Here is a 19297-nt window from a genome sequence, read left to right as displayed (position 1 = left end):
GGAGGGCGAAGTGGCCGAGAGCAAGCGGCGCGGCGAGGATGCCGGCGACGATCGTCTGAACGACGAGACCGTCGACGACGTTGCCGGCGACGACGCCACCGACGCGGACGAGCCGGTTTCCCGCGGCGGCACCGCGACGCGGTCCCGCGCGAAGGCTGAGTCGGCCGACAGCCGACCGAAGACCCGGACCGAGACCGGCCGGGTGGGCCTGTTCGGCCGCATCGCCCGGTTCTTCCGCGAGGTCGTGGCCGAACTGCGTAAGGTCATCTGGCCGACCCGCAAGGAGTTGCTGACCTACACGGCCGTCGTTGTCACCTTCGTCGCGGTGATGTTGACGATCGTGGGGGTCCTGGACTACGGCTTCGCCAAGGGCGTGCTGTGGGTCTTCGGCAACCCCAGCTGACCGGCTGTACCAGCCGATAGTGACGGAAGTGAGCGAGCGTGCCTGAGTACGACGAGACCGCCGGCCCCGCGGACGAGCAGTCCACGGTGGCGACGGCGGCGAACGACGAGTCGGTCGAGGCCGCCAGCGAGCCGGAAATCCCGACCACCGAGGCCCCGTCGGACGAGGAGTTCGACCCGGTCGCCGAGCTGCGCCAGAAGCTGCGTTACGCGCCGGGCGACTGGTACGTGGTGCACTCCTACGCCGGCTACGAGAACAAGGTCAAGACCAACCTCGAGACCCGGATCACCAGCCTCGACATGGAGGACTTCATCTACCAGGTCGAGGTGCCGACCCGGGAAGAGGTCGAGGTCAAGAACGGCAAGCGGTCCCAGGTCCAGGCGAAGGTCTTCCCGGGCTACATCCTGGTTCGGATGGAGCTGACTGCCGAGTCGTACTCGACCGTGCGCAACACGCCCGGGGTGACCGGTTTCGTCGGTGCCACCGACCGGGCCGACCGGCCGGCGCCGCTCTCCCTCGACGAGGTGCTCAAGTGGCTGGCTCCGGCGGTCGAGACCGAGCAGAAGAAGGCGAAGCCCGAGATCAAGGTTCTCGACTTCGAGGTCGGTGACTCCGTCACCGTCACCGACGGCGCCTTCGCGTCGCTGCCGGCGACGATCAGCGAGATCAACGCCGACCAGCAGAAGCTCAAGGTGCTGGTTTCGATCTTCGGCCGGGAGACGCCGGTCGAGCTGAACTTCAACCAGGTCGCCAAGATCTGAGTCCGGGTGCCGGCGGTGGGAAGCGTCCCGCCGCCGGTGCGGCCGTTCCTGCTCGACCTCGCCGTACAGCTGGAGCAGGGCCTGCGCTACCCTTGAACGTCGCTGCCTCGCGCCGCGCTGACCGTGCGCGCCCGCAGGGCGGTGCCGATGAGCACCAATCCGGTTCAAGCCCCAGGAAGAGACATGCCTCCGAAGAAGAAGCTCGTCAAGACGTTCACGCTTCAGCTGCCGGCGGGCCAGGCCACCCCGGCGCCGCCGGTCGGCCCCGCGCTCGGTCAGCACGGCGTGAACATCATGGAGTTCTGCAAGTCCTACAACGCGCAGACCGAGTCGCAGCGGGGCGACATCGTCCCCGCCGAGATCAGCGTGTACGAGGACCGGTCCTTCACCTTCGTGCTGAAGACCCCGCCCGCCGCCCGGCTGCTGATCAAGGCCGCCGGTGTGCAGAAGGGCTCGGGCGTCCCGCACACGCAGAAGGTCGGGTCGGTCAGCCGCGCCCAGGTGCGTGAGATCGCCGAGCGGAAGATGGCCGACCTCAACGCGAACGACCTCGACCACGCCGAGCGGATCATCGCCGGTACCGCCCGCTCCATGGGCATCACCGTCGGCGACTGATTTCGCCAGCACCGACCCGTACGGATCGTGGGAGGGCGCGCGGAAGCGGCCCGCCAGAGACCACAGGAGTAACCAGAACATGCAGCGCAGCAAGAGCTACCGCAAGGCCGCCGAGGTCATCGACCGGTCGAAGCTCTACACCCCCGCCGAGGCCGTGAAGCTGGCCAAGGACACCACCAACGTCAAGTTCGACGCCACGGTCGAGGTCGCGATGCGCCTCGGCGTCGACCCCCGCAAGGCGGACCAGATGGTCCGTGGCACGGTCAACCTGCCGCACGGCACCGGTAAGACCGCCCGCGTGATCGTCTTCGCTGCCGGCGCGAAGGCCGAGGAGGCCGCCGCGGCGGGTGCCGACGAGGTGGGCACCGACGAGCTGGTCGCCCGCATTCAGGAGGGCTGGCTCGACTTCGACGCGGCGATCGCCACGCCGGACCAGATGGCCAAGATCGGTCGGATCGCGCGGATCCTGGGCCCGCGCGGCCTCATGCCGAACCCGAAGACCGGCACGGTGACGATGGACGTCACCAAGGCGGTCCAGGACATCAAGGGCGGCAAGATCACCTTCCGGGTGGACAAGCACTCGAACCTGCACCTGATCATCGGCAAGGCCTCGTTCAGCGAGACGCAGCTGGTCGACAACTACGCGGCGGTGCTGGACGAGGTGCTGCGGGCCAAGCCGTCCGCGGCCAAGGGCAAGTACCTCAGGAAGGTCGTCCTCACCACCACGATGGGCCCGGGTGTCCCGGTCGACCCGAACGTGGTGAAGAACCTCCAGGAGGGCTCGGCCGAGGCCTGAGTCCGCCGACCGTAAGGGGCGTCGCCACGGATGTGGCGGCGCCCCTTCGCGTTCCCGATGTGGCAGGCTCGTCGACATGCGACTGGAGAACGTCTGGCTCCGGTACCACCGGCGGGGGCCATGGGTGTTGCGGGGCGCGGACGTGGCCGTCGGTGCGGGGGAGGCGGCGGTCGTGCAGGGCCGCAACGGGGTCGGCAAGTCGACCCTCCTCCAGGTGGCGGCCGGCGTCCTGCGTCCGGGACGGGGGCGGGTCGTCGAGCGTCCGGCCCGAGTGGGCTGGGTTCCGGAACGTTTCCCCGCCGACCAGCCGTTCCACGTCGAGCACTACCTGACTGCGATGGGCGCCATGGCCGGCCTGACGAAGGCCGAGGCGGGCCGCGCGGTGGACGAGTGGATCGCGCGTCTCGGTCTCACCCGGTTCCGCCACGTCCGGCTGCCCGAACTGTCGAAGGGGACGGCCCAGAAGGTCGGCCTGGCTCAGGCCATGCTCCGCCGGCCGGGGCTGCTAGTGCTCGACGAGCCCTGGGAAGGGCTGGACGCAGCCTCCCGCGAACTGGTCCCCGAGCTGATCGACGAGGTGCTGGCCGGTGGGGGATCGGTGCTGGTCAGCGACCACCGCGGGGAGACCGTCCGGCTGCCCGGCGCACGCCGATGGTTGGTCGCCGACGCAGTGGTGAGCGAGCAGGCCCCGACCGGGAACCAGGCGTACGCGGTGGTCGAGATCGCGGTGCCCGCCGCGCGGGTCGCCGGCACCGTCGCCCGGCTGCGTGCCGAGGGCCATCAGGTGCGCGGCGTACGTCCCGACGTTCGTTCCGGCGCAGGGCACCCGCCCGGGGTGGCAGATCAGTTCGGGATTACCGAGGGCGTGTCGTCGTCCGGGCCGGGGCGGCCGGACGCCGCCGAGCCAGAGTCGATCGCCGCCCCCGCGGGGTCGGCCGACCCGGATGGGCAGGTCGCCCGATGACCGCGCTGATCCGGCTCCGGCTGGCCGGCTTCCTGCGTACCGGGCGAGCGGTGGCGCCGCTGCTCGCCGGTCTCGTGGCCCTCGGCATCCTCTACGGCGGCGGCCGGGCCCAGCCGGCGGAGGCGTACGGCGTCTCGGCGGTGGTCCTTTTCCCGGTGCTGGCGTGGCAGACCAAGCTGCTGCTGGACGTGGAGCCGGACGGGCAGCGTCGCCTCGCGCAGGTGGTGGTCGGGATGCCGCGGGAGCGGTTGGCCGGGTTGCTCGCCGCCGTCGTGGCCGGGCTCGGCACGGTCGTCGTCGCCCTGGCCTTCCCGTGGCTGGTCGGCGGGGTCACCACCGTGGTCGAGCCGGGCGGCCGGTCCGTGGGTCTCGGTGTCGCCCTGGGGATCTGGGCGCATCTGCTGGCCCTGCCTCCGGCGGTGCTGCTCGGCGCGTTGGCCAGCCGGGCCTGTACGGGCAGCGCCGGGTACGGCGCCGCGGTGCTGGCCCTCGGCGGGGTCGGCGCGGTCGTGCTCGGCCTGAGCGGCTCGGCGGCGCCCTGGCTGATGCCGCCGATCATGGCCACCGCCCGGGCCACGACCGGTGCGGTCGGGGCGCTGACGGTCGCGCTGCTCACCTGCTGGGCGGCCGCCTGGAGCGCGGTGGCTCTGGCCGGCTACCTGTGGTGGCGCCGGTCGCGGGCCTGAATCGGGGCGGTGCGCGGGCGCCGGCCGGGACGGTGTCGGCGTGTTCGGGTCGCCCGTCGCCCGTCGCCCGTCGCCCGTCGGCCGTCGGCCGTCGGCCGCGGACGTGACCTGGCACACAAGCGCCGGGTGATTTGCTGCTCGCGCCACGTGTCGCGTAACCTTGCGACGAAGTTCCACCCAGAGACCGCTGGTCACCGTGCCTCGGCACGGTCGAAGGTCCCGCGATGACGGGCGACCCGCGTAGGGCGGCAAGCGAAAACCGGCAGTGCAGCACGGCCCGCCGACCGTGCCAGCGTTCGCCAGCCCTCGCCCCGTGCGCCCTGCGCCGGGGCTTTTCTCGTTGTCGCGTTTCCTGAGCCGCCGTCGTGAGCACCTGCTCCCGACGGCGACCAGCCTCGAGTAACGAGAGAGGAGGGACATGGCGGACAAGCCGATCCGGGCCGACAAGGCCACGGCCGTCGCCGAGCTGACCGAGAGCTTCCGCGCCGCGGGTGCCACGGTGCTGACCGAGTACCGCGGTCTGACGGTTTCCCAGCTCACCCAGCTGCGGCGCTCGCTCGGCAAGGAGACCAGCTACACGGTCGCGAAGAACACGCTGGCCAAGCGTGCCGCGGCCGACGCGGGGATCTCCGGGCTCGATGAGCTGTTCACCGGTCCTACCGCGCTGACTTTCGTTTCGGGCGACGTCGTCGAGGCGGCGAAGGGCCTTCGCGATTTCGCGAAGGCCAATCCGAAGCTCGTCATCAAGGGCGGCGTCTTCGAGGGCAAGGCCATTTCCGCGGCCGAGGTCACGAAGCTCGCCGACCTGGAGTCCCGTGAGGTGCTGCTGGCGAAGCTGGCTGGCGCGATGAAGGGCAACTTGAGCAAGGCCGCGGCCCTGTTCCAGGCCCCGCTCGCCCAGACCGCGCGTCTGGCCGCTGCCCTGCAGGACAAGCGCGAGAAGGAAGGCGCCGAGGCGGCCTGAGGCCACCCGGCGCACCCACGTTCTTAGTTTTCACTTTCAGAAAGGACGCCAGACATGGCGAAGCTCAGCACCGACGAGCTGCTTGACGCGTTCAAGGAGATGACGCTGATCGAGCTCTCCGAGTTCGTGAAGCAGTTCGAGGAGACCTTCGAGGTCACCGCCGCCGCTCCGGTCGCGGTGGCCGCGGGTGGGCCGGCCCAGGGCGGCGCTGCCGCCGAGGCCGAGCCGGAGAAGGACGAGTTCGACGTCATCCTCGACGCCGACGGTGGCAAGAAGATCCAGGTCATCAAGGTCGTGCGTGAGCTGACCGGCCTGGGCCTCAAGGAGGCCAAGGACCTGGTCGAGGGCGCGCCGAAGCCGGTCCTGGAGAAGGTCAACAAGGAGACCGCCGACAAGGCCAAGGCCAAGCTCGAGGGTGAGGGCGCCAAGGTCACCCTCAAGTGACCTGAGCACCACCTCGCGCGGCCGGCTCACGTGAGCCGGGGCACATGTTGCGCCACGGCGGGCGGCGATCCGACAACGGGTCGCCGCCCGCCGCGTTGGTCGCCCCGCCAACAGCGGGTTGAGCAGGGCGTCCATCCGTACGGCGTGGGCTGGTGGTGGCGGGCTGCCCGGTGGGCCGGCGGGAAAGACACGGCGAGCCGGAGGGCGGCCCCTTGACGTGGCCCCGGGCCGCCAGGCACGCTGACACCAGCAAGACCTTCCGCGCTTGCGACGGCCACCAGTCGGGTAACGAAGCGGCAGCCTCATCGGCCGCGGCACCCGAGCGGCTCGGCAGGGACATTGCGTTCCGAGCGGCCCGGTTCACCCGGTTTTCCGGGGGCCCGGAGCACGTTCCGCAATGACCTGCCGGAGTGGGCTGGACAGCGGTTAGCCTCTCGGCTACACTGCTAGTTTGCGCTGCCTTCCGACTTGACCCCTGCTCGGAAATGTCCGTTTGCGGATATTTCTGGTGGGGTCATTGGAGTGCACGCGTATCAGCCGTTCTGCAGCACCGGTCCTCGGAAGGACGCATCTTGGCAGCTTCCCGCCCTGCGAAGACCAGTCGTACGTCGAGCGCATTCGCTCCCCGCCGAGTTTCGTTCGGCAGGATCACCGAACACCTCGAGGTCCCCAACCTCCTCGCCATCCAGACCGAGTCCTTCGACTGGCTGGTCGGCAACGAGGCTTGGCAGGGCCGGTCGTCGGACGACCCGCACGCACGCTCGGGTCTCGCGGAGATCCTCGACGAGATCAGTCCCATTGAGGACTTCTCCGGCACCATGTCGCTCTCCTTCTCCGCTCCGCGGTTCGACGAGGTCAAGGCCTCGATCGAGGAGTGCAAGGAGAAGGACCTCACCTACTGCGCCCCGCTCTTCGTGACGGCGGAGTTCACCAACAACACCACTGGCGAGATCAAGAGCCAGACGGTGTTCATGGGTGACTTCCCGATGATGACGCCGAAGGGCACCTTCATCATCAACGGCACCGAGCGTGTCGTGGTGAGCCAGCTCGTCCGGTCCCCGGGCGTGTACTTCGACAAGCAGCCGGACAAGACCTCCGACCGCGACCTCTCCAGCGTCAAGGTCATCCCGAGTCGGGGTGCCTGGCTGGAGTTCGACATCGACAAGCGCGACACGGTCGGCGTCCGTATCGACCGTAAGCGCCGGCAGGCCGTCACGGTCCTGCTCAAGGCCATCGGATGGTCGAACGAGCAGATCCGTGAGCGGTTCGGCTGGTCCGAGCTGATGATGACCACGCTCGAGAAGGACCACATCGCCGGCCAGGACGAGGCGCTGCTCGACATCTACCGCAAGCTCCGCCCTGGCGAGCCGCCGACGCGTGAGAACGCGCAGACGCTGCTCGACAACCTCTTCTTCAACCCGAAGCGGTACGACCTGGCCAAGGTCGGTCGGTACAAGTTCAACAAGAAGCTCGAGATCGACGTGCCGATCACCACCGGCACGCTGACCGAGGACGACATCGTCGCCACCGTGGAGTACCTCTGCCGGCTGCACGCCGCTGAGGACGGCTACGAGGCCGACGACATCGACCACTTCGGCAACCGGCGGCTGCGTACGGTCGGCGAGCTGATCCAGAACCAGGTTCGGGTCGGCCTGTCCCGCATGGAGCGGGTCGTCCGCGAGCGGATGACCACCCAGGACGTCGAGGCGATCACGCCGCAGACCCTGATCAACATCCGCCCGGTGGTGGCGGCGATCAAGGAGTTCTTCGGTACGTCGCAGCTGTCCCAGTTCATGGACCAGACCAACCCGCTGGCGGGCCTGACCCACCGGCGCCGGCTGAGCGCGCTCGGCCCGGGTGGTCTGTCCCGGGAACGGGCCGGCTTCGAGGTCCGTGACGTGCACTCGTCCCACTACGGCCGGATGTGCCCGATCGAGACGCCGGAAGGCCCGAACATCGGTCTGATCGGCGCGCTCGCCACCTTCGCCCGGGTCAACCCGTTCGGCTTCATCGAGACGCCGTACCGGAAGGTCGTCGACGGTCGGGTCACCGACCAGGTCGACTACCTGACCGCGGACGAGGAGGACCGGTACGTCAAGGCGCAGGCCAACGCGCCGCTGAAGGCCGACGGTTCCTTCGCCGAGGACCGCGTCCTGGTCCGCCGTAAGGGCGGCGAGACCGAGGACGTCGCGCCCGGGGCCGTGGACTACATGGACGTCTCGCCGCGGCAGATGGTCTCGGTCGCGACGGCGATGATCCCGTTCCTCGAGCACGACGACGCCAACCGCGCGCTCATGGGCGCGAACATGCAGCGCCAGGCGGTGCCGCTGGTCAAGGCCGAGTCGCCGCTGGTCGGTACGGGCATGGAGTACCGGGCCGCCGTCGACGCCGGTGACGTGGTGGTCGCCGAGGTCGGTGGCGTGATCGAGGACCTCTGCGCCGACTACATCACCGTCCACCAGGACGACGGCCACCGCCGGACGTACCTGCTGCACAAGTTCCGCCGTTCCAACGCCGGCTCCTGCGTCAACCAGAAGCCGGTGGTCTACGAGGGCGACCGCGTCGAGGCCGGCCAGGTCATCGCCGACGGTCCGTGCACCGACGAGGGCGAGATGGCGCTCGGGCGCAACCTGCTCGTGGCGTTCATGACCTGGGAGGGCCACAACTACGAGGACGCGATCATCCTGTCGCAGCGCCTCGTGCAGCAGGACGTGCTCACCTCGATCCACATCGAGGAGCACGAGGTCGACGCTCGGGACACCAAGCTCGGCCCGGAGGAGATCACCCGCGACATCCCGAACGTCAGCGAGGAGATGCTCGCCGACCTCGACGAGCGCGGCATCATCCGGATCGGCGCCGAGGTCGTCCCCGGCGACATCCTGGTCGGCAAGGTCACTCCGAAGGGTGAGACCGAGCTGACCCCGGAGGAGCGGCTGCTTCGCGCGATCTTCGGTGAGAAGGCGCGTGAGGTTCGGGACACCTCGCTGAAGGTGCCGCACGGTGAGACCGGCACGGTCATCGGCGTGCGTACCTTCTCCCGGGAGGACGGCGACGAGCTGCCCCCGGGCGTCAACGAGCTGGTCCGGGTCTACGTCGCCCAGAAGCGGAAGATCCAGGACGGCGACAAGCTCGCCGGCCGTCACGGCAACAAGGGCGTCATCTCCAAGATCCTCCCGATCGAGGACATGCCGTTCCTCGAGGACGGCACCCCGGTCGACATCGTGCTCAACCCGCTGGGTGTGCCGAGCCGGATGAACATCGGCCAGGTGCTGGAGACGCACCTCGGCTGGGTGGCCAAGACCGGCTGGAAGGTCGAGGGCGAGGACGAGGAGTGGAAGCGGCAGCTCAAGTCGATCGGCGCTGACGAGTCCGAGCCGGACACCAACGTGGCCACCCCGGTCTTCGACGGTGCCCGCGAGGCGGAGATCTCCGGTCTGCTCGAGTCGACCCTGCCCAACCGGGACGGCCAGCAGCTGATCGGCCGCAGCGGCAAGGCGCGACTCTTCGACGGTCGCTCCGGCGAGCCGATCCCGGACGCGATCGCGGTCGGCTACGTCTACATCCTGAAGCTCAACCACCTGGTCGACGACAAGATCCACGCTCGGTCGACCGGTCCGTACTCGATGATCACGCAGCAGCCGCTGGGTGGTAAGGCGCAGTTCGGTGGCCAGCGCTTCGGTGAGATGGAGTGCTGGGCAATGCAGGCCTACGGTGCCGCGTACGCCCTGCAGGAGCTGCTGACGATCAAGTCCGACGACGTTCTCGGCCGGGTGAAGGTCTACGAGGCCATCGTCAAGGGCGAGAACATCCCGGAGCCGGGCATCCCGGAGTCGTTCAAGGTGCTGCTCAAGGAGCTGCAGTCGCTCTGCCTCAACGTTGAGGTGCTCTCGAGTGACGGCGTGGCCCTGGAGATGCGCGAGACCGACGACGAGGTGTTCCGGGCCGCCGAGGAGCTGGGCATCGACCTGTCCCGGCGCGAGCCGAGCTCGGTCGAGGAAGTGTGACGTCGAGGTTCCGGGGGCGGGCGACCGCCCCCGGGACCCGACCCCGGTGAGCTGCTGGCGCAACAAGCGACGTGTGAGGGATATATAACGTGCTCGACGTCAACTTTTTCGACGAGTTGCGAATTGGGCTGGCGACCGCCGACGACATCCGTCAGTGGTCGCACGGCGAGGTCAAGAAGCCGGAGACGATCAACTACCGCACCCTGAAGCCGGAGAAGGACGGGCTCTTCTGCGAGAAGATCTTCGGTCCGCAGCGGGACTGGGAGTGCTACTGCGGTAAGTACAAGCGGGTCCGGTTCAAGGGCATCATCTGCGAGCGCTGCGGCGTCGAGGTGACCCGGTCCAAGGTCCGCCGTGAGCGGATGGGCCACATCGAGCTGGCCGCTCCGGTCACCCACATCTGGTACTTCAAGGGCGTGCCGAGCCGGCTGGGCTACCTGCTGGACCTCGCCCCCAAGGACCTCGAGAAGATCATCTACTTCGCCTCGTACGTCGTGACGAGCGTGGACACCGAGTCGCGTCACCGCGACCTCTCGACGATCGAGAACGAGATCCTGGCCGAGAAGCGGCAGTCCGAGAACAGCCGTGACTCGGAGATCGAGAAGCGGGCCGCCAAGCTCGAGGCCGACCTGGCCGAGCTGGAGGCCGAGGGTGCCAAGGCGGACGTCCGGCGCAAGGTCAAGGAGGGCGGAGAGCGCGAGATGCGCCAGATCCGCGACCGGGCCCAGCGCGAGATCGACCGCCTCGACGAGGTGCTGGACACCTTCCGCAAGCTCGAGCCGAAGCAGCTGGTCACCGACGAGCTGCTCTACCGCGAGCTGCGGGACCGGTTCGGCGAGTACTTCACGGGTGCCATGGGCGCCGAGGCGATCAAGGCCCTGGTGCAGAACATGGACCTCGACGCCGAGGCGGAGAGCCTCCGCGAGACCATCCGTACCGGCAAGGGCCAGCGGAAGATCCGGGCGCTCAAGCGGCTCAAGGTCGTTTCGGCGTTCCTGAACACCCGCAACTCGCCGCTCGGCATGGTGCTGGACTGCGTTCCGGTCATCCCGCCGGACCTGCGTCCGATGGTGCAGCTGGACGGTGGCCGCTTCGCGACCTCCGACCTGAACGACCTGTACCGCCGGGTGATCAACCGGAACAACCGCCTCAAGCGGCTGATCGACCTCGGCGCGCCCGAGATCATCGTCAACAACGAGAAGCGGATGCTACAGGAGGCCGTCGACGCGCTGTTCGACAACGGCCGCCGCGGCCGGCCGGTCACCGGCCCGGGTAACCGTCCGCTGAAGTCGCTGTCCGACATGCTCAAGGGCAAGCAGGGCCGGTTCCGCCAGAACCTGCTGGGCAAGCGCGTCGACTACTCCGGCCGTTCGGTCATCGTGGTCGGCCCGAAGCTCAAGCTGCACCAGTGCGGTCTGCCCAAGCAGATGGCCCTGGAGCTGTTCAAGCCGTTCGTGATGAAGCGGCTGGTGGACCTCAACCACGCGCAGAACATCAAGTCCGCCAAGCGGATGGTCGAGCGCCAGCGCCCGGTCGTGTGGGACGTGCTGGAAGAGGTCATCGGCGAGCACCCGGTGCTGCTCAACCGGGCGCCCACCCTGCACCGGCTGGGCATCCAGGCATTCGAGCCGCAGCTGGTCGAGGGCAAGGCCATCCAGATCCACCCGCTGGTCTGCACCGCGTTCAACGCCGACTTCGACGGTGACCAGATGGCGGTCCACGTGCCGCTGTCCGCCGAGGCCCAGGCCGAGGCGCGGATCCTCATGCTGTCGTCGAACAACATCCTCAAGCCGGCCGACGGCAAGCCGGTCACCATGCCCACCCAGGACATGGTCATCGGCCTCTACCACCTCACCCACCTCACCACCGATGAGAAGGGTGCGGGCCGGGCGTTCAGCTCGGACGCCGAGGCGCGGATGGCGTACGACAACGGCGAGCTGCACCTGCAGGCTCCGGTGAAGATCCGGCTGCGGGGCATCGTCGGGGTCGACAACGGCGCCGGCGCCGAGCCGTGGGTGGCGCCCGAGGGCTGGTCCGAGGGCGAGACCGTGACCGTGGAGACCACGCTCGGCCGGGTCCTGTTCAACGAGACGCTGCCCCCGGGCTACCGCTTCGTGAACTACGAGATCCGCAAGGGTCAGCTCTCCGCGATCGTCAACGACCTCGCCGAGCGCTTCCCGAAGGTGGCCCTCGCGGCCACCCTGGACGGGCTCAAGGAGGCCGGTTTCCACTGGGCCACCTGGTCCGGCGTGACGATCGGCATGGAGGACGTCATCGCTCCGCCGCGCAAGGCGGAGATCCTGGAGCGGTACGAGAAGGAAGCCGACCGGATCGACAAGCAGTACCAGCGTGGTCTGATGACCGCCGAGGAGCGTCGCGGCGAGCTCATCGAGATCTGGACCAAGGCGACCAACGAGGTCGCCAAGGAGATGGACACCGCGCTGCCGCAGGAGAACCCGCTGTGGAAGATGATCAACTCGGGTGCTCGCGGTAACCTGCTCCAGCTCCGGCAGATCGCGGCGATCCGTGGTCTGGTGGCCAACCCGAAGGGTGAGATCATCCCGCGGCCCATCAAGGCGTCGTACCGGGAGGGTCTCTCCGTGCTGGAGTACTTCATCTCCACGCACGGTGCCCGTAAGGGTCTCGCCGACACCGCGCTGCGTACCGCCGACTCGGGTTACCTGACCCGTCGTCTGGTGGACGTGTCGCAGGACGTCATCATCCGCGAGGAGGACTGCGGCACTGACCGGGCCATCCCGATGCAGATCGGCGAGCGGATCGACGGGAAGCTGGTCGTGCACACGCACGCTGAGACCAGCGTGCACGCCCGGACCCTCGCCGACGACATCAAGGGGCCGGACGGCACCGTCGTCGCCGAGCGGGGTCAGGACATCAACTCCATCGGCGTCGACAAGATCGTCGCGGCCGGGGTGGAGACCGTCCGGGTGCGCAGCGTGCTCACCTGTGAGTCGAAGCTGGGCGTGTGCGCGGCCTGCTACGGCCGTTCGCTGCCGACCGGCAAGTCGGTCGACATCGGTGAGGCGGTCGGCATCATCGCCGCCCAGTCCATCGGTGAGCCGGGTACGCAGCTGACGATGCGTACCTTCCACACCGGTGGTGTCGCGGGTGAGGACATCACCCAGGGTCTGCCACGTGTCCAGGAGATCTTCGAGGCTCGGGTCCCGAAGGGTAAGGCGCCCATCGCCGACACCCCGGGCCGGGTCCGGATCGAGGACGGCGAGCGGTCGCGGAAGATCATCGTGATCCCGGACGACGGCAGCGACGAGATCGTGTACGACAAGATCTCGAAGCGGGTGAAGCTGCGGGCCCACGACGGTGACCACGTCGAGGTCGGCGAGAAGCTCACCGAGGGCACCATCGATCCGCACGAGCTGCTGCGCATCCTCGGCCCGCGCGCGGTCCAGGTCCACCTGACCCAGGAGGTCCAGGAGGTCTACCGCTCGCAGGGTGTGCTCATCCACGACAAGCACATCGAGATCATCATCCGCCAGATGCTCAAGCGGGTGACGGTCATCGACTCCGGCTCGACCGAGTTCCTGCCGGGTGTGCTGGTCGACCGGGCGCTCTTCGAGTCGGAGAACCGCCGACTCGTCTCCGAGGGCGGCGAGCCCGCCGCGGGTCGTCCGGTGCTGATGGGTATCACCAAGGCCTCGCTGGCCACTGACTCCTGGCTGTCGGCGGCCTCCTTCCAGGAGACCACCCGGGTGCTGACGGACGCGGCGATCCACGCCCGCAGCGACTCGCTGATCGGCCTCAAGGAGAACGTGATCATCGGTAAGCTCATCCCGGCCGGTACGGGCATCAGCAAGTACCGCAACGTCCGGGTCGAGCCGACCGAGGAGGCGAAGGCCAAGGTCTACTCGATGACCGGCTACCCGGAGACCGACTACGGATTCGGGCCGGCCAGCGGGCAGGCCGTGCCGCTGGACGACTTCGACTTCGGGTCGTACCGCTAAACAGCACGCACGACGAGGCCCCCGGCATCCGCCGGGGGCCTCGTCGTTTCTGGTGGCGCCGGGCCCCTGACCGCCACCCAGGCCGGCGAGCTGATCGGGGAGGGCTCGACGACCTGTTCCTTCCACCTTCGCCTGCTACGGCTTCGTGGAGGAGGTCGGTGGGGAACGAGGCCGATCCCGGCCCCGGCGGCTGACCCGGCCTGGTTGGTCCGCCCCCGCCCGGCCGGAGGACCCGGACTGGCCCCGGTCGTCCCCGGCGCTCGACCGGGTACGCGGCGGCTCCCGCCGGTGGGAACCTAGCGGCGTCCGGGCCGGGCCGTAACTACCGGGCCGGCGGCTGAGGTCACGGTGCCGGACCAACCGGGGCATGATGGGGACCATGACCACCGCGCCGGGGCAGGCGCCCGTCGCCCAGCAGGAGCCGCGCCATCCGCTCGACCCTGAGCCGGTCCGCGCCACGAAGACCCGGGCGGTGTTCGCGCTCGGACTGATCGCCGCGCTGACCGGCCTCTTCATCGGCGGGGTCGTGCCGGCCACCGTGGCGCTGCAACTCTCCCGGCAGGCGCGCCGTGAGGCGTACGCCTCGGGTGGTTTCCTCACCGGTGCCATGTGGCTGCGGCGGGGGGAGCGGTTGGCCTGGACCGGGCTGCTGCTCGCAGCGGTCGCCCTGGTGGCACTGGTGGTGATCGCGGTGGTCCGGCTGGCCCACGCGCCGATCGGGCACGACTACCCGTCGAACGTCGACTGATCCGGGGGAGGGGTCCGCGCTCGGGCGCGGTCGGCACCAGCCCCGGCGGTAGCCTGGCTCCTGTCCGTCGCGTCGGTGGCGGCCGAAGTCAAGGAGGAGGCACTCGTGACGGAACCGGCGCGGCCCCCGTCGGATGACCACCTGCGGCCGTCCGACCTCCCGGAGGACGCCGATGCGTCCGGGCACGCTGGATCCGGGGCACCGTCGGCCGCCTCGCCGCAGACTCCCGCCACGTCCCCCTGGGCCTCGGGTCGGCCGGCCGCGCAGCCCGGTTGGGGTGCGCCCGCGTCACCGGGTCAGCCCGCGCCACCCGGCTGGGGTGCGCCGGGTCAGGGCGAGCCGTCCGGTTGGGGTGCGCCTGCTTCGCCAGGTCAGGGTGGGCCGTCCGGGCCGCCCGGATGGGGTGCGCCTGCGCCCGGTCAAGGGCTGCCCCAGTGGGGCGCGCCGGTTTCGCCTGGCCCGGGCGTCCCGCCCGGTCCCGCCGCTTGGGGTGCGCCGACACCTGCCGGGCCCGGCCCGTGGGGAGCGCCGGGAGGGCCGAGCGGGGCTGCGCCGGGAGCGCCGAGCTGGGGTGCTCCACCGGTTCCGCGTGTGCCGCCGCCCAGCGACGCCCAGCCGCTGGCGCCGAAGCGGGTGGAGCCGGTGGCCGGCACCCCGTTCGGGGTGGTGCACCTGCAGGTACCGCCGGTCACCTCCGGGCTGGCGGTCGGCGCGCTGGTGGCGGGCATCGCCTCGATTCTCGTGTCGGTCCTGGTCATCTGCTTCGGCGCGACCGGGGGCAGCTGGACGGGCGTCTGGGCGGCCGGTGCGTTCGCCCTGCTCGGCGTACTCACCGGGGCCGGTGCGATCGCCGCCGGGATGCTGGCGCTGCGGCAGATCCGCCGGCCGCTGCCGCCGCCGGCCGTCCGGTTCACCGGCCGGGGGCTGGCCGTGTCCGGGGTCAGCTGTGGCGGGGCCGGACTGGTGCTCTCCCTGATCGGGCTGGGGCTGGCGCTGCTGCTCTCGCTGAGCTGACCACCGGCGGGAGGTCGGCTGCCCGGCGGGGCCGGGAACGGCACCGGTGAGGGCGGGGGAACCGGACCCGACCGAGGCGTACTTCTCGTCCGTACCGCGGGTGACCCGTGTCACCGCTCGCGCCGTGCCGATCCGGGCGGGGGTGCGTCGGCGCCGGGTGAGCGGCGGGGGAAGCCGACCGGATGTTCCGGCCGTGCCAGGCGCGGCGCGGCTGTCCGGATCGTGATGACCGGTGACGGTGGGGTGGTGGCGGGCTCACGGGGCTGACGGGCCGTACGCCTGGGGAGCCGGTACACTTGTGTTCGTTAAGGTGCCCATCAGGGGTGCGCAGGCGGGACGGACCCCGACGGCCGCGGTGGCGTGGTTCGGCGGACCACTCCGTTTTGACCTGGGCGACTGTGGTAGGTACCCTTTCCTCTTGTGCCCGGGCCAGCCCGGGCAACTCGTGCGTGCGCTGGGGCCGGTGTTCCGGAGATCGAGCGATGGCACGGAACAAGCCAAAGAGCCGGCTCGGGGCGAATCGCGTGCCGGTGGACAGACCCGGTAGCGCGCGAGCGCCGGACGCCGGGACCGCGACCCGGGCGACACGCCCGACCGCGGGTGCTGGGACCCCGTCAGGTGGCCCCGGTTGGAAGGTAGGAGAGCCGTCCATCAGGCCGGCTAACGAGCAGACGGCGCGGTCGCCTCGCAGCGGCCGAAGGGAGCGGAGAAACCCGGTGCCCACCATTCAGCAGTTGGTCCGAAAGGGCCGCCAGGCCAAGACGACCAAGACGAAGACCCCTGCGCTGAAGGGGTCCCCCCAGCGGCGCGGCGTGTGCACCCGCGTGTACACCACCACCCCGAAGAAGCCGAACTCGGCGCTGCGCAAGGTCGCTCGTGTCAAGCTCAGCAGCCAGATCGAGGTGACCGCCTACATCCCGGGCGTCGGGCACAACCTCCAGGAGCACTCGATCGTGCTCGTCCGTGGCGGTCGTGTGAAGGACCTCCCCGGCGTGCGTTACAAGATCGTCCGCGGCTCGCTGGACACCCAGGGCGTTCGTAACCGTAAGCAGGCGCGTAGCCGTTACGGCGCGAAGAAGGAGAAGAGCTGACATGCCGCGTAAGGGACCCGCTCCGCGGCGGCCGCTGGTCGCTGACCCGGTGTACAACTCGCCGCTGGTCACCCAGCTGGTGAACAAGATTCTGCTGCGCGGCAAGCGTCAGCTCGCCGAGAGCATCGTGTACGCGGCCCTCGAGGGCTGCCGCGAGAAGTCCGGCACCGACCCCGTCGTGACGCTCAAGCGGGCAATGGACAACGTGAAGCCGACCCTCGAGGTCCGCAGCCGCCGTGTCGGTGGCGCGACCTACCAGGTTCCGGTCGAGGTCCGGCCCGCCCGTGCGACCACCCTCGGTCTGCGCTGGCTGGTGACCTACTCGCGCGCCCGTCGTGAGAAGACCATGGTCGAGCGGCTGATGAACGAGCTGCTGGACGCGAGCAACGGCCTCGGTGCCGCCGTCAAGCGGCGTGAGGACACGCACAAGATGGCCGAGTCCAACAAGGCCTTCGCGCACTACCGCTGGTAACACCTGAGGTTCCGGCGCCCACCAGGCGCCGGAACCGCCACCAGTTGAGTCGAGACGACGATAAGTAGGGATTGAAGTGGCCGCCGCAGACGCGCTCGCCAACGTACGCAACATCGGCATCATGGCGCACATCGATGCCGGTAAGACCACTACCACCGAGCGAATCCTGTTCTACACCGGTATCACGTACAAGATCGGTGAGGTCCACGAGGGCGCTGCCGTCATGGACTGGATGGAGCAGGAGCAGGAGCGCGGTATCACCATCACTTCCGCCGCCACCAAGGCGGAGTGGAAGGGCCACACGATCCAGATCATCGACACGCCCGGCCACGTCGACTTCACGGTCGAGGTGGAGCGGTCGCTGCGGGTGCTGGACGGTGCGGTCGCCGTGTACGACGGCGTCGCCGGCGTGGAGCCGCAGACGGAGAACGTCTGGCGTCAGGCGGACAAGTACAACGTCCCGCGGATGTGCTTCGTCAACAAGCTCGACCGGACCGGTGCCGACTTCTTCCGCTGCGTGCAGATGATGATCGACCGGCTGAACGCGACCCCGCTGGTGCTCCAGATCCCGATCGGTACCGAGGCCGAGCACATCGGCGTCGTCGACCTGATCGGCATGCGCGCCCTCACCTGGCGCGGGGAGACCAAGAAGGGCGAGGACTACGCGGTCGAGGAGATCCCGGCCGAGCTGGCCGACGCCGCGGCCGAGTGGCGCGAGAAGCTGATGGAGACCCTGGCCGACGTCGACGACGCGGTGATGGAGCGGTACCTGGAGGGCGAGGAGATCTCCGTCGAGGCGATCAAGGCCGCCATCCGGCGGGCCACCATCGCCGGCAAGGCCAACCCGGTGCTCTGCGGCTCGGCGTTCAAGAACAAGGGCATCCAGCCGATGCTGGACGCCGTGGTCGACTACCTGCCGTCGCCGCTGGACGTTCCGGCGATCGAGGGCACCGCGACCGACGGTGAGACCCCGCTGCAGCGGAAGCCCTCCACCTCGGAGCCGTTCTCCGCGCTGGCGTTCAAGATCCAGACCGACAAGCACCTCGGCAAGCTGACCTACGTCCGGGTCTACTCCGGTGTGGTCGAGTCGGGCGCTCAGGTGATCAACTCCACGAAGGACCGCAAGGAGCGGATCGGCAAGATCTACCAGATGCACGCCAACAAGCGGGAGGAGCGCAGCTCCGCCAAGGCTGGCGACATCATCGCGGTCCAGGGTCTGAAGCAGACCACCACCGGTGACACCCTTTCCGAGCCGGCGAACCCGGTCATCCTCGAGTCGATGACCTTCCCGGAGCCGGTCATCGAGGTCGCCATCGAGCCGAAGACCAAGGCCGACCAGGAGAAGCTCAGCACCGCCATCCAGCGGCTGGCCGAGGAGGACCCGACCTTCCGCGTCAAGCTGGACGAGGAGACCGGTCAGACGGTCATCTCCGGCATGGGTGAGCTGCACCTGGACATCCTGGTCGACCGGATGCGCCGCGAGTTCAACGTCGAGGCCAACATCGGTAAGCCGCAGGTGGCGTACCGCGAGACCATCCGCCGTACGGTGGAGAAGGTCGAGTACACCCACAAGAAGCAGACCGGTGGCTCCGGCCAGTACGCTCGGGTCATCATCAGCCTGGAGCCGCTGCCGCTGGACAACGACTCGCCGACCTACGAGTTCGCGAACGCCGTCACCGGTGGCCGCGTCCCCCGGGAGTTCATCCCCTCGGTGGACGCGGGTGCCCAGGACGCGATGCAGTACGGCATTCTCGCCGGCTTCCCGCTGGTGGGTGTCAAGCTGACCCTGGTGGACGGTCAGTACCACGAGGTCGACTCGTCCGAGATGGCGTTCAAGATCGCTGGTTCGATGGCGCTGAAGGAGGCGGCTCGCAAGGCCGACCCGGCGCTGCTCGAGCCGATGATGGCCGTTGAAGTCACCACTCCTGAGGAGAACATGGGTGACGTCATCGGCGACCTCAACTCCCGCCGCGGCATCATCCAGGCGATGGAGGAGCGCGGCGGTGCCCGCGTCGTCCGCGCCCTGGTGCCGTTGTCGGAGATGTTCGGCTACGTCGGCGACCTGCGGTCGAAGACCCAGGGCCGGGCTAGCTACAGCATGCAGTTCGACTCCTACGCCGAGGTTCCGACCAACGTGGCCAAGGAGATCATCGCCAAGGCGACGGGTGAGTGACGCTCACCTGAGCTGATGACCGTGAGTGGTCGCGGGAGGGTTCTCCCCGCCCGCGACCACCACGTCGAGTTGCGTGAGACCGGGCCTGTAGGCTTCATCGCCGCAGAACCCACGAAAAGCTCTCCGGCCGGAAGGCCGGAAAGGCTGTCGACAGAGTCCTAAGCGCCGAACGGCGCGCCGGGCGT

15 protein-coding genes are annotated in these 19297 nt (G+C 69.3%); all 15 read left to right on the top strand.

All coding sequences use genetic code 11. The features are described from left to right. Positions 1–10 precede the first annotated feature (10 nt). The 15 genes from secE to fusA all read left to right on the top strand — a co-directional run bounded on the left by secE (position 11) and on the right by fusA (position 19112). A complete protein-coding gene (secE, locus tag ABZS42_RS23135) occupies positions 11–403 on the top strand; it encodes a preprotein translocase subunit SecE (RefSeq protein WP_355148459.1) in 393 nt (130 codons plus the stop codon). A 38-nt stretch (positions 404–441) separates the two neighbouring features. Then, positions 442–1164, top strand: coding sequence for a transcription termination/antitermination protein NusG (gene nusG / locus ABZS42_RS23130; RefSeq protein ID WP_355148457.1), 723 nt, complete (start codon positions 442–444; stop codon positions 1162–1164). Between the two features lie 183 nt (positions 1165–1347). Next, positions 1348–1779, top strand: coding sequence for a 50S ribosomal protein L11 (gene rplK, locus ABZS42_RS23125; protein WP_355148455.1), 432 nt, complete (start codon positions 1348–1350; stop codon positions 1777–1779). A 79-nt stretch (positions 1780–1858) separates the two neighbouring features. Continuing rightward, on the top strand, positions 1859–2575 hold the full coding sequence (gene rplA, locus ABZS42_RS23120) for a 50S ribosomal protein L1 (protein ID WP_355148453.1): 717 nt from the start codon (positions 1859–1861) through the stop codon (positions 2573–2575). A gap of 76 nt (positions 2576–2651) precedes the next feature. Continuing rightward, entirely contained in the window at positions 2652–3539 is an 888-nt protein-coding gene (locus ABZS42_RS23115) for an ATP-binding cassette domain-containing protein (RefSeq protein WP_355148451.1), read from the top strand. Further along, positions 3536–4225 (top strand): hypothetical protein, encoded by a 690-nt coding sequence (locus tag ABZS42_RS23110; protein ID WP_355148449.1) that lies wholly within the window; start codon positions 3536–3538, stop codon positions 4223–4225. The genes ABZS42_RS23115 and ABZS42_RS23110 overlap by 4 nt, the downstream gene beginning before the upstream one ends. Positions 4226–4643: 418 nt before the next feature. Next, on the top strand, positions 4644–5189 hold the full coding sequence (rplJ, locus tag ABZS42_RS23105; RefSeq protein WP_355148447.1) for a 50S ribosomal protein L10: 546 nt from the start codon (positions 4644–4646) through the stop codon (positions 5187–5189). Positions 5190–5243: 54 nt separating this feature from the next. Next, positions 5244–5633: a 50S ribosomal protein L7/L12 gene (gene rplL, locus ABZS42_RS23100; protein ID WP_355148445.1), complete on the top strand. Its 390-nt coding sequence runs from the start codon at positions 5244–5246 to the stop codon at positions 5631–5633. Positions 5634–6205: 572 nt separating this feature from the next. Beyond that, complete coding sequence (locus tag ABZS42_RS23095; RefSeq protein ID WP_355148443.1) at positions 6206–9637, top strand: DNA-directed RNA polymerase subunit beta; 3432 nt, start codon at positions 6206–6208, stop codon at positions 9635–9637. Between the two features lie 89 nt (positions 9638–9726). Beyond that, a complete protein-coding gene (locus tag ABZS42_RS23090) occupies positions 9727–13614 on the top strand; it encodes a DNA-directed RNA polymerase subunit beta' (RefSeq protein ID WP_355148441.1) in 3888 nt (1295 codons plus the stop codon). Positions 13615–13993: 379 nt separating this feature from the next. Then, a complete protein-coding gene (locus ABZS42_RS23085; protein ID WP_355148439.1) occupies positions 13994–14362 on the top strand; it encodes a hypothetical protein in 369 nt (122 codons plus the stop codon). Between the two features lie 633 nt (positions 14363–14995). Further along, a complete protein-coding gene (locus tag ABZS42_RS23080; protein WP_355148493.1) occupies positions 14996–15376 on the top strand; it encodes a hypothetical protein in 381 nt (126 codons plus the stop codon). Between the two features lie 716 nt (positions 15377–16092). Beyond that, the gene (rpsL, locus tag ABZS42_RS23075) at positions 16093–16467 is read left to right on the top strand and encodes a 30S ribosomal protein S12 (protein WP_007465318.1); all 375 of its coding nucleotides are present in this window, start codon (positions 16093–16095) and stop codon (positions 16465–16467) included. Position 16468: 1 nt separating this feature from the next. Further along, entirely contained in the window at positions 16469–16939 is a 471-nt protein-coding gene (gene rpsG, locus ABZS42_RS23070; RefSeq protein WP_076466673.1) for a 30S ribosomal protein S7, read from the top strand. 76 nt (positions 16940–17015) lie between these two features. Then, entirely contained in the window at positions 17016–19112 is a 2097-nt protein-coding gene (gene fusA, locus ABZS42_RS23065) for an elongation factor G (protein WP_355148437.1), read from the top strand. Positions 19113–19297 lie beyond the last annotated feature (185 nt).

It is taken from the genome of Micromonospora sp. NPDC005367, from assembly GCF_040606825.1.
Classification (GTDB): domain Bacteria; phylum Actinomycetota; class Actinomycetes; order Mycobacteriales; family Micromonosporaceae; genus Micromonospora.
This window is presented reverse-complemented; position numbering and strand designations above follow the sequence as displayed.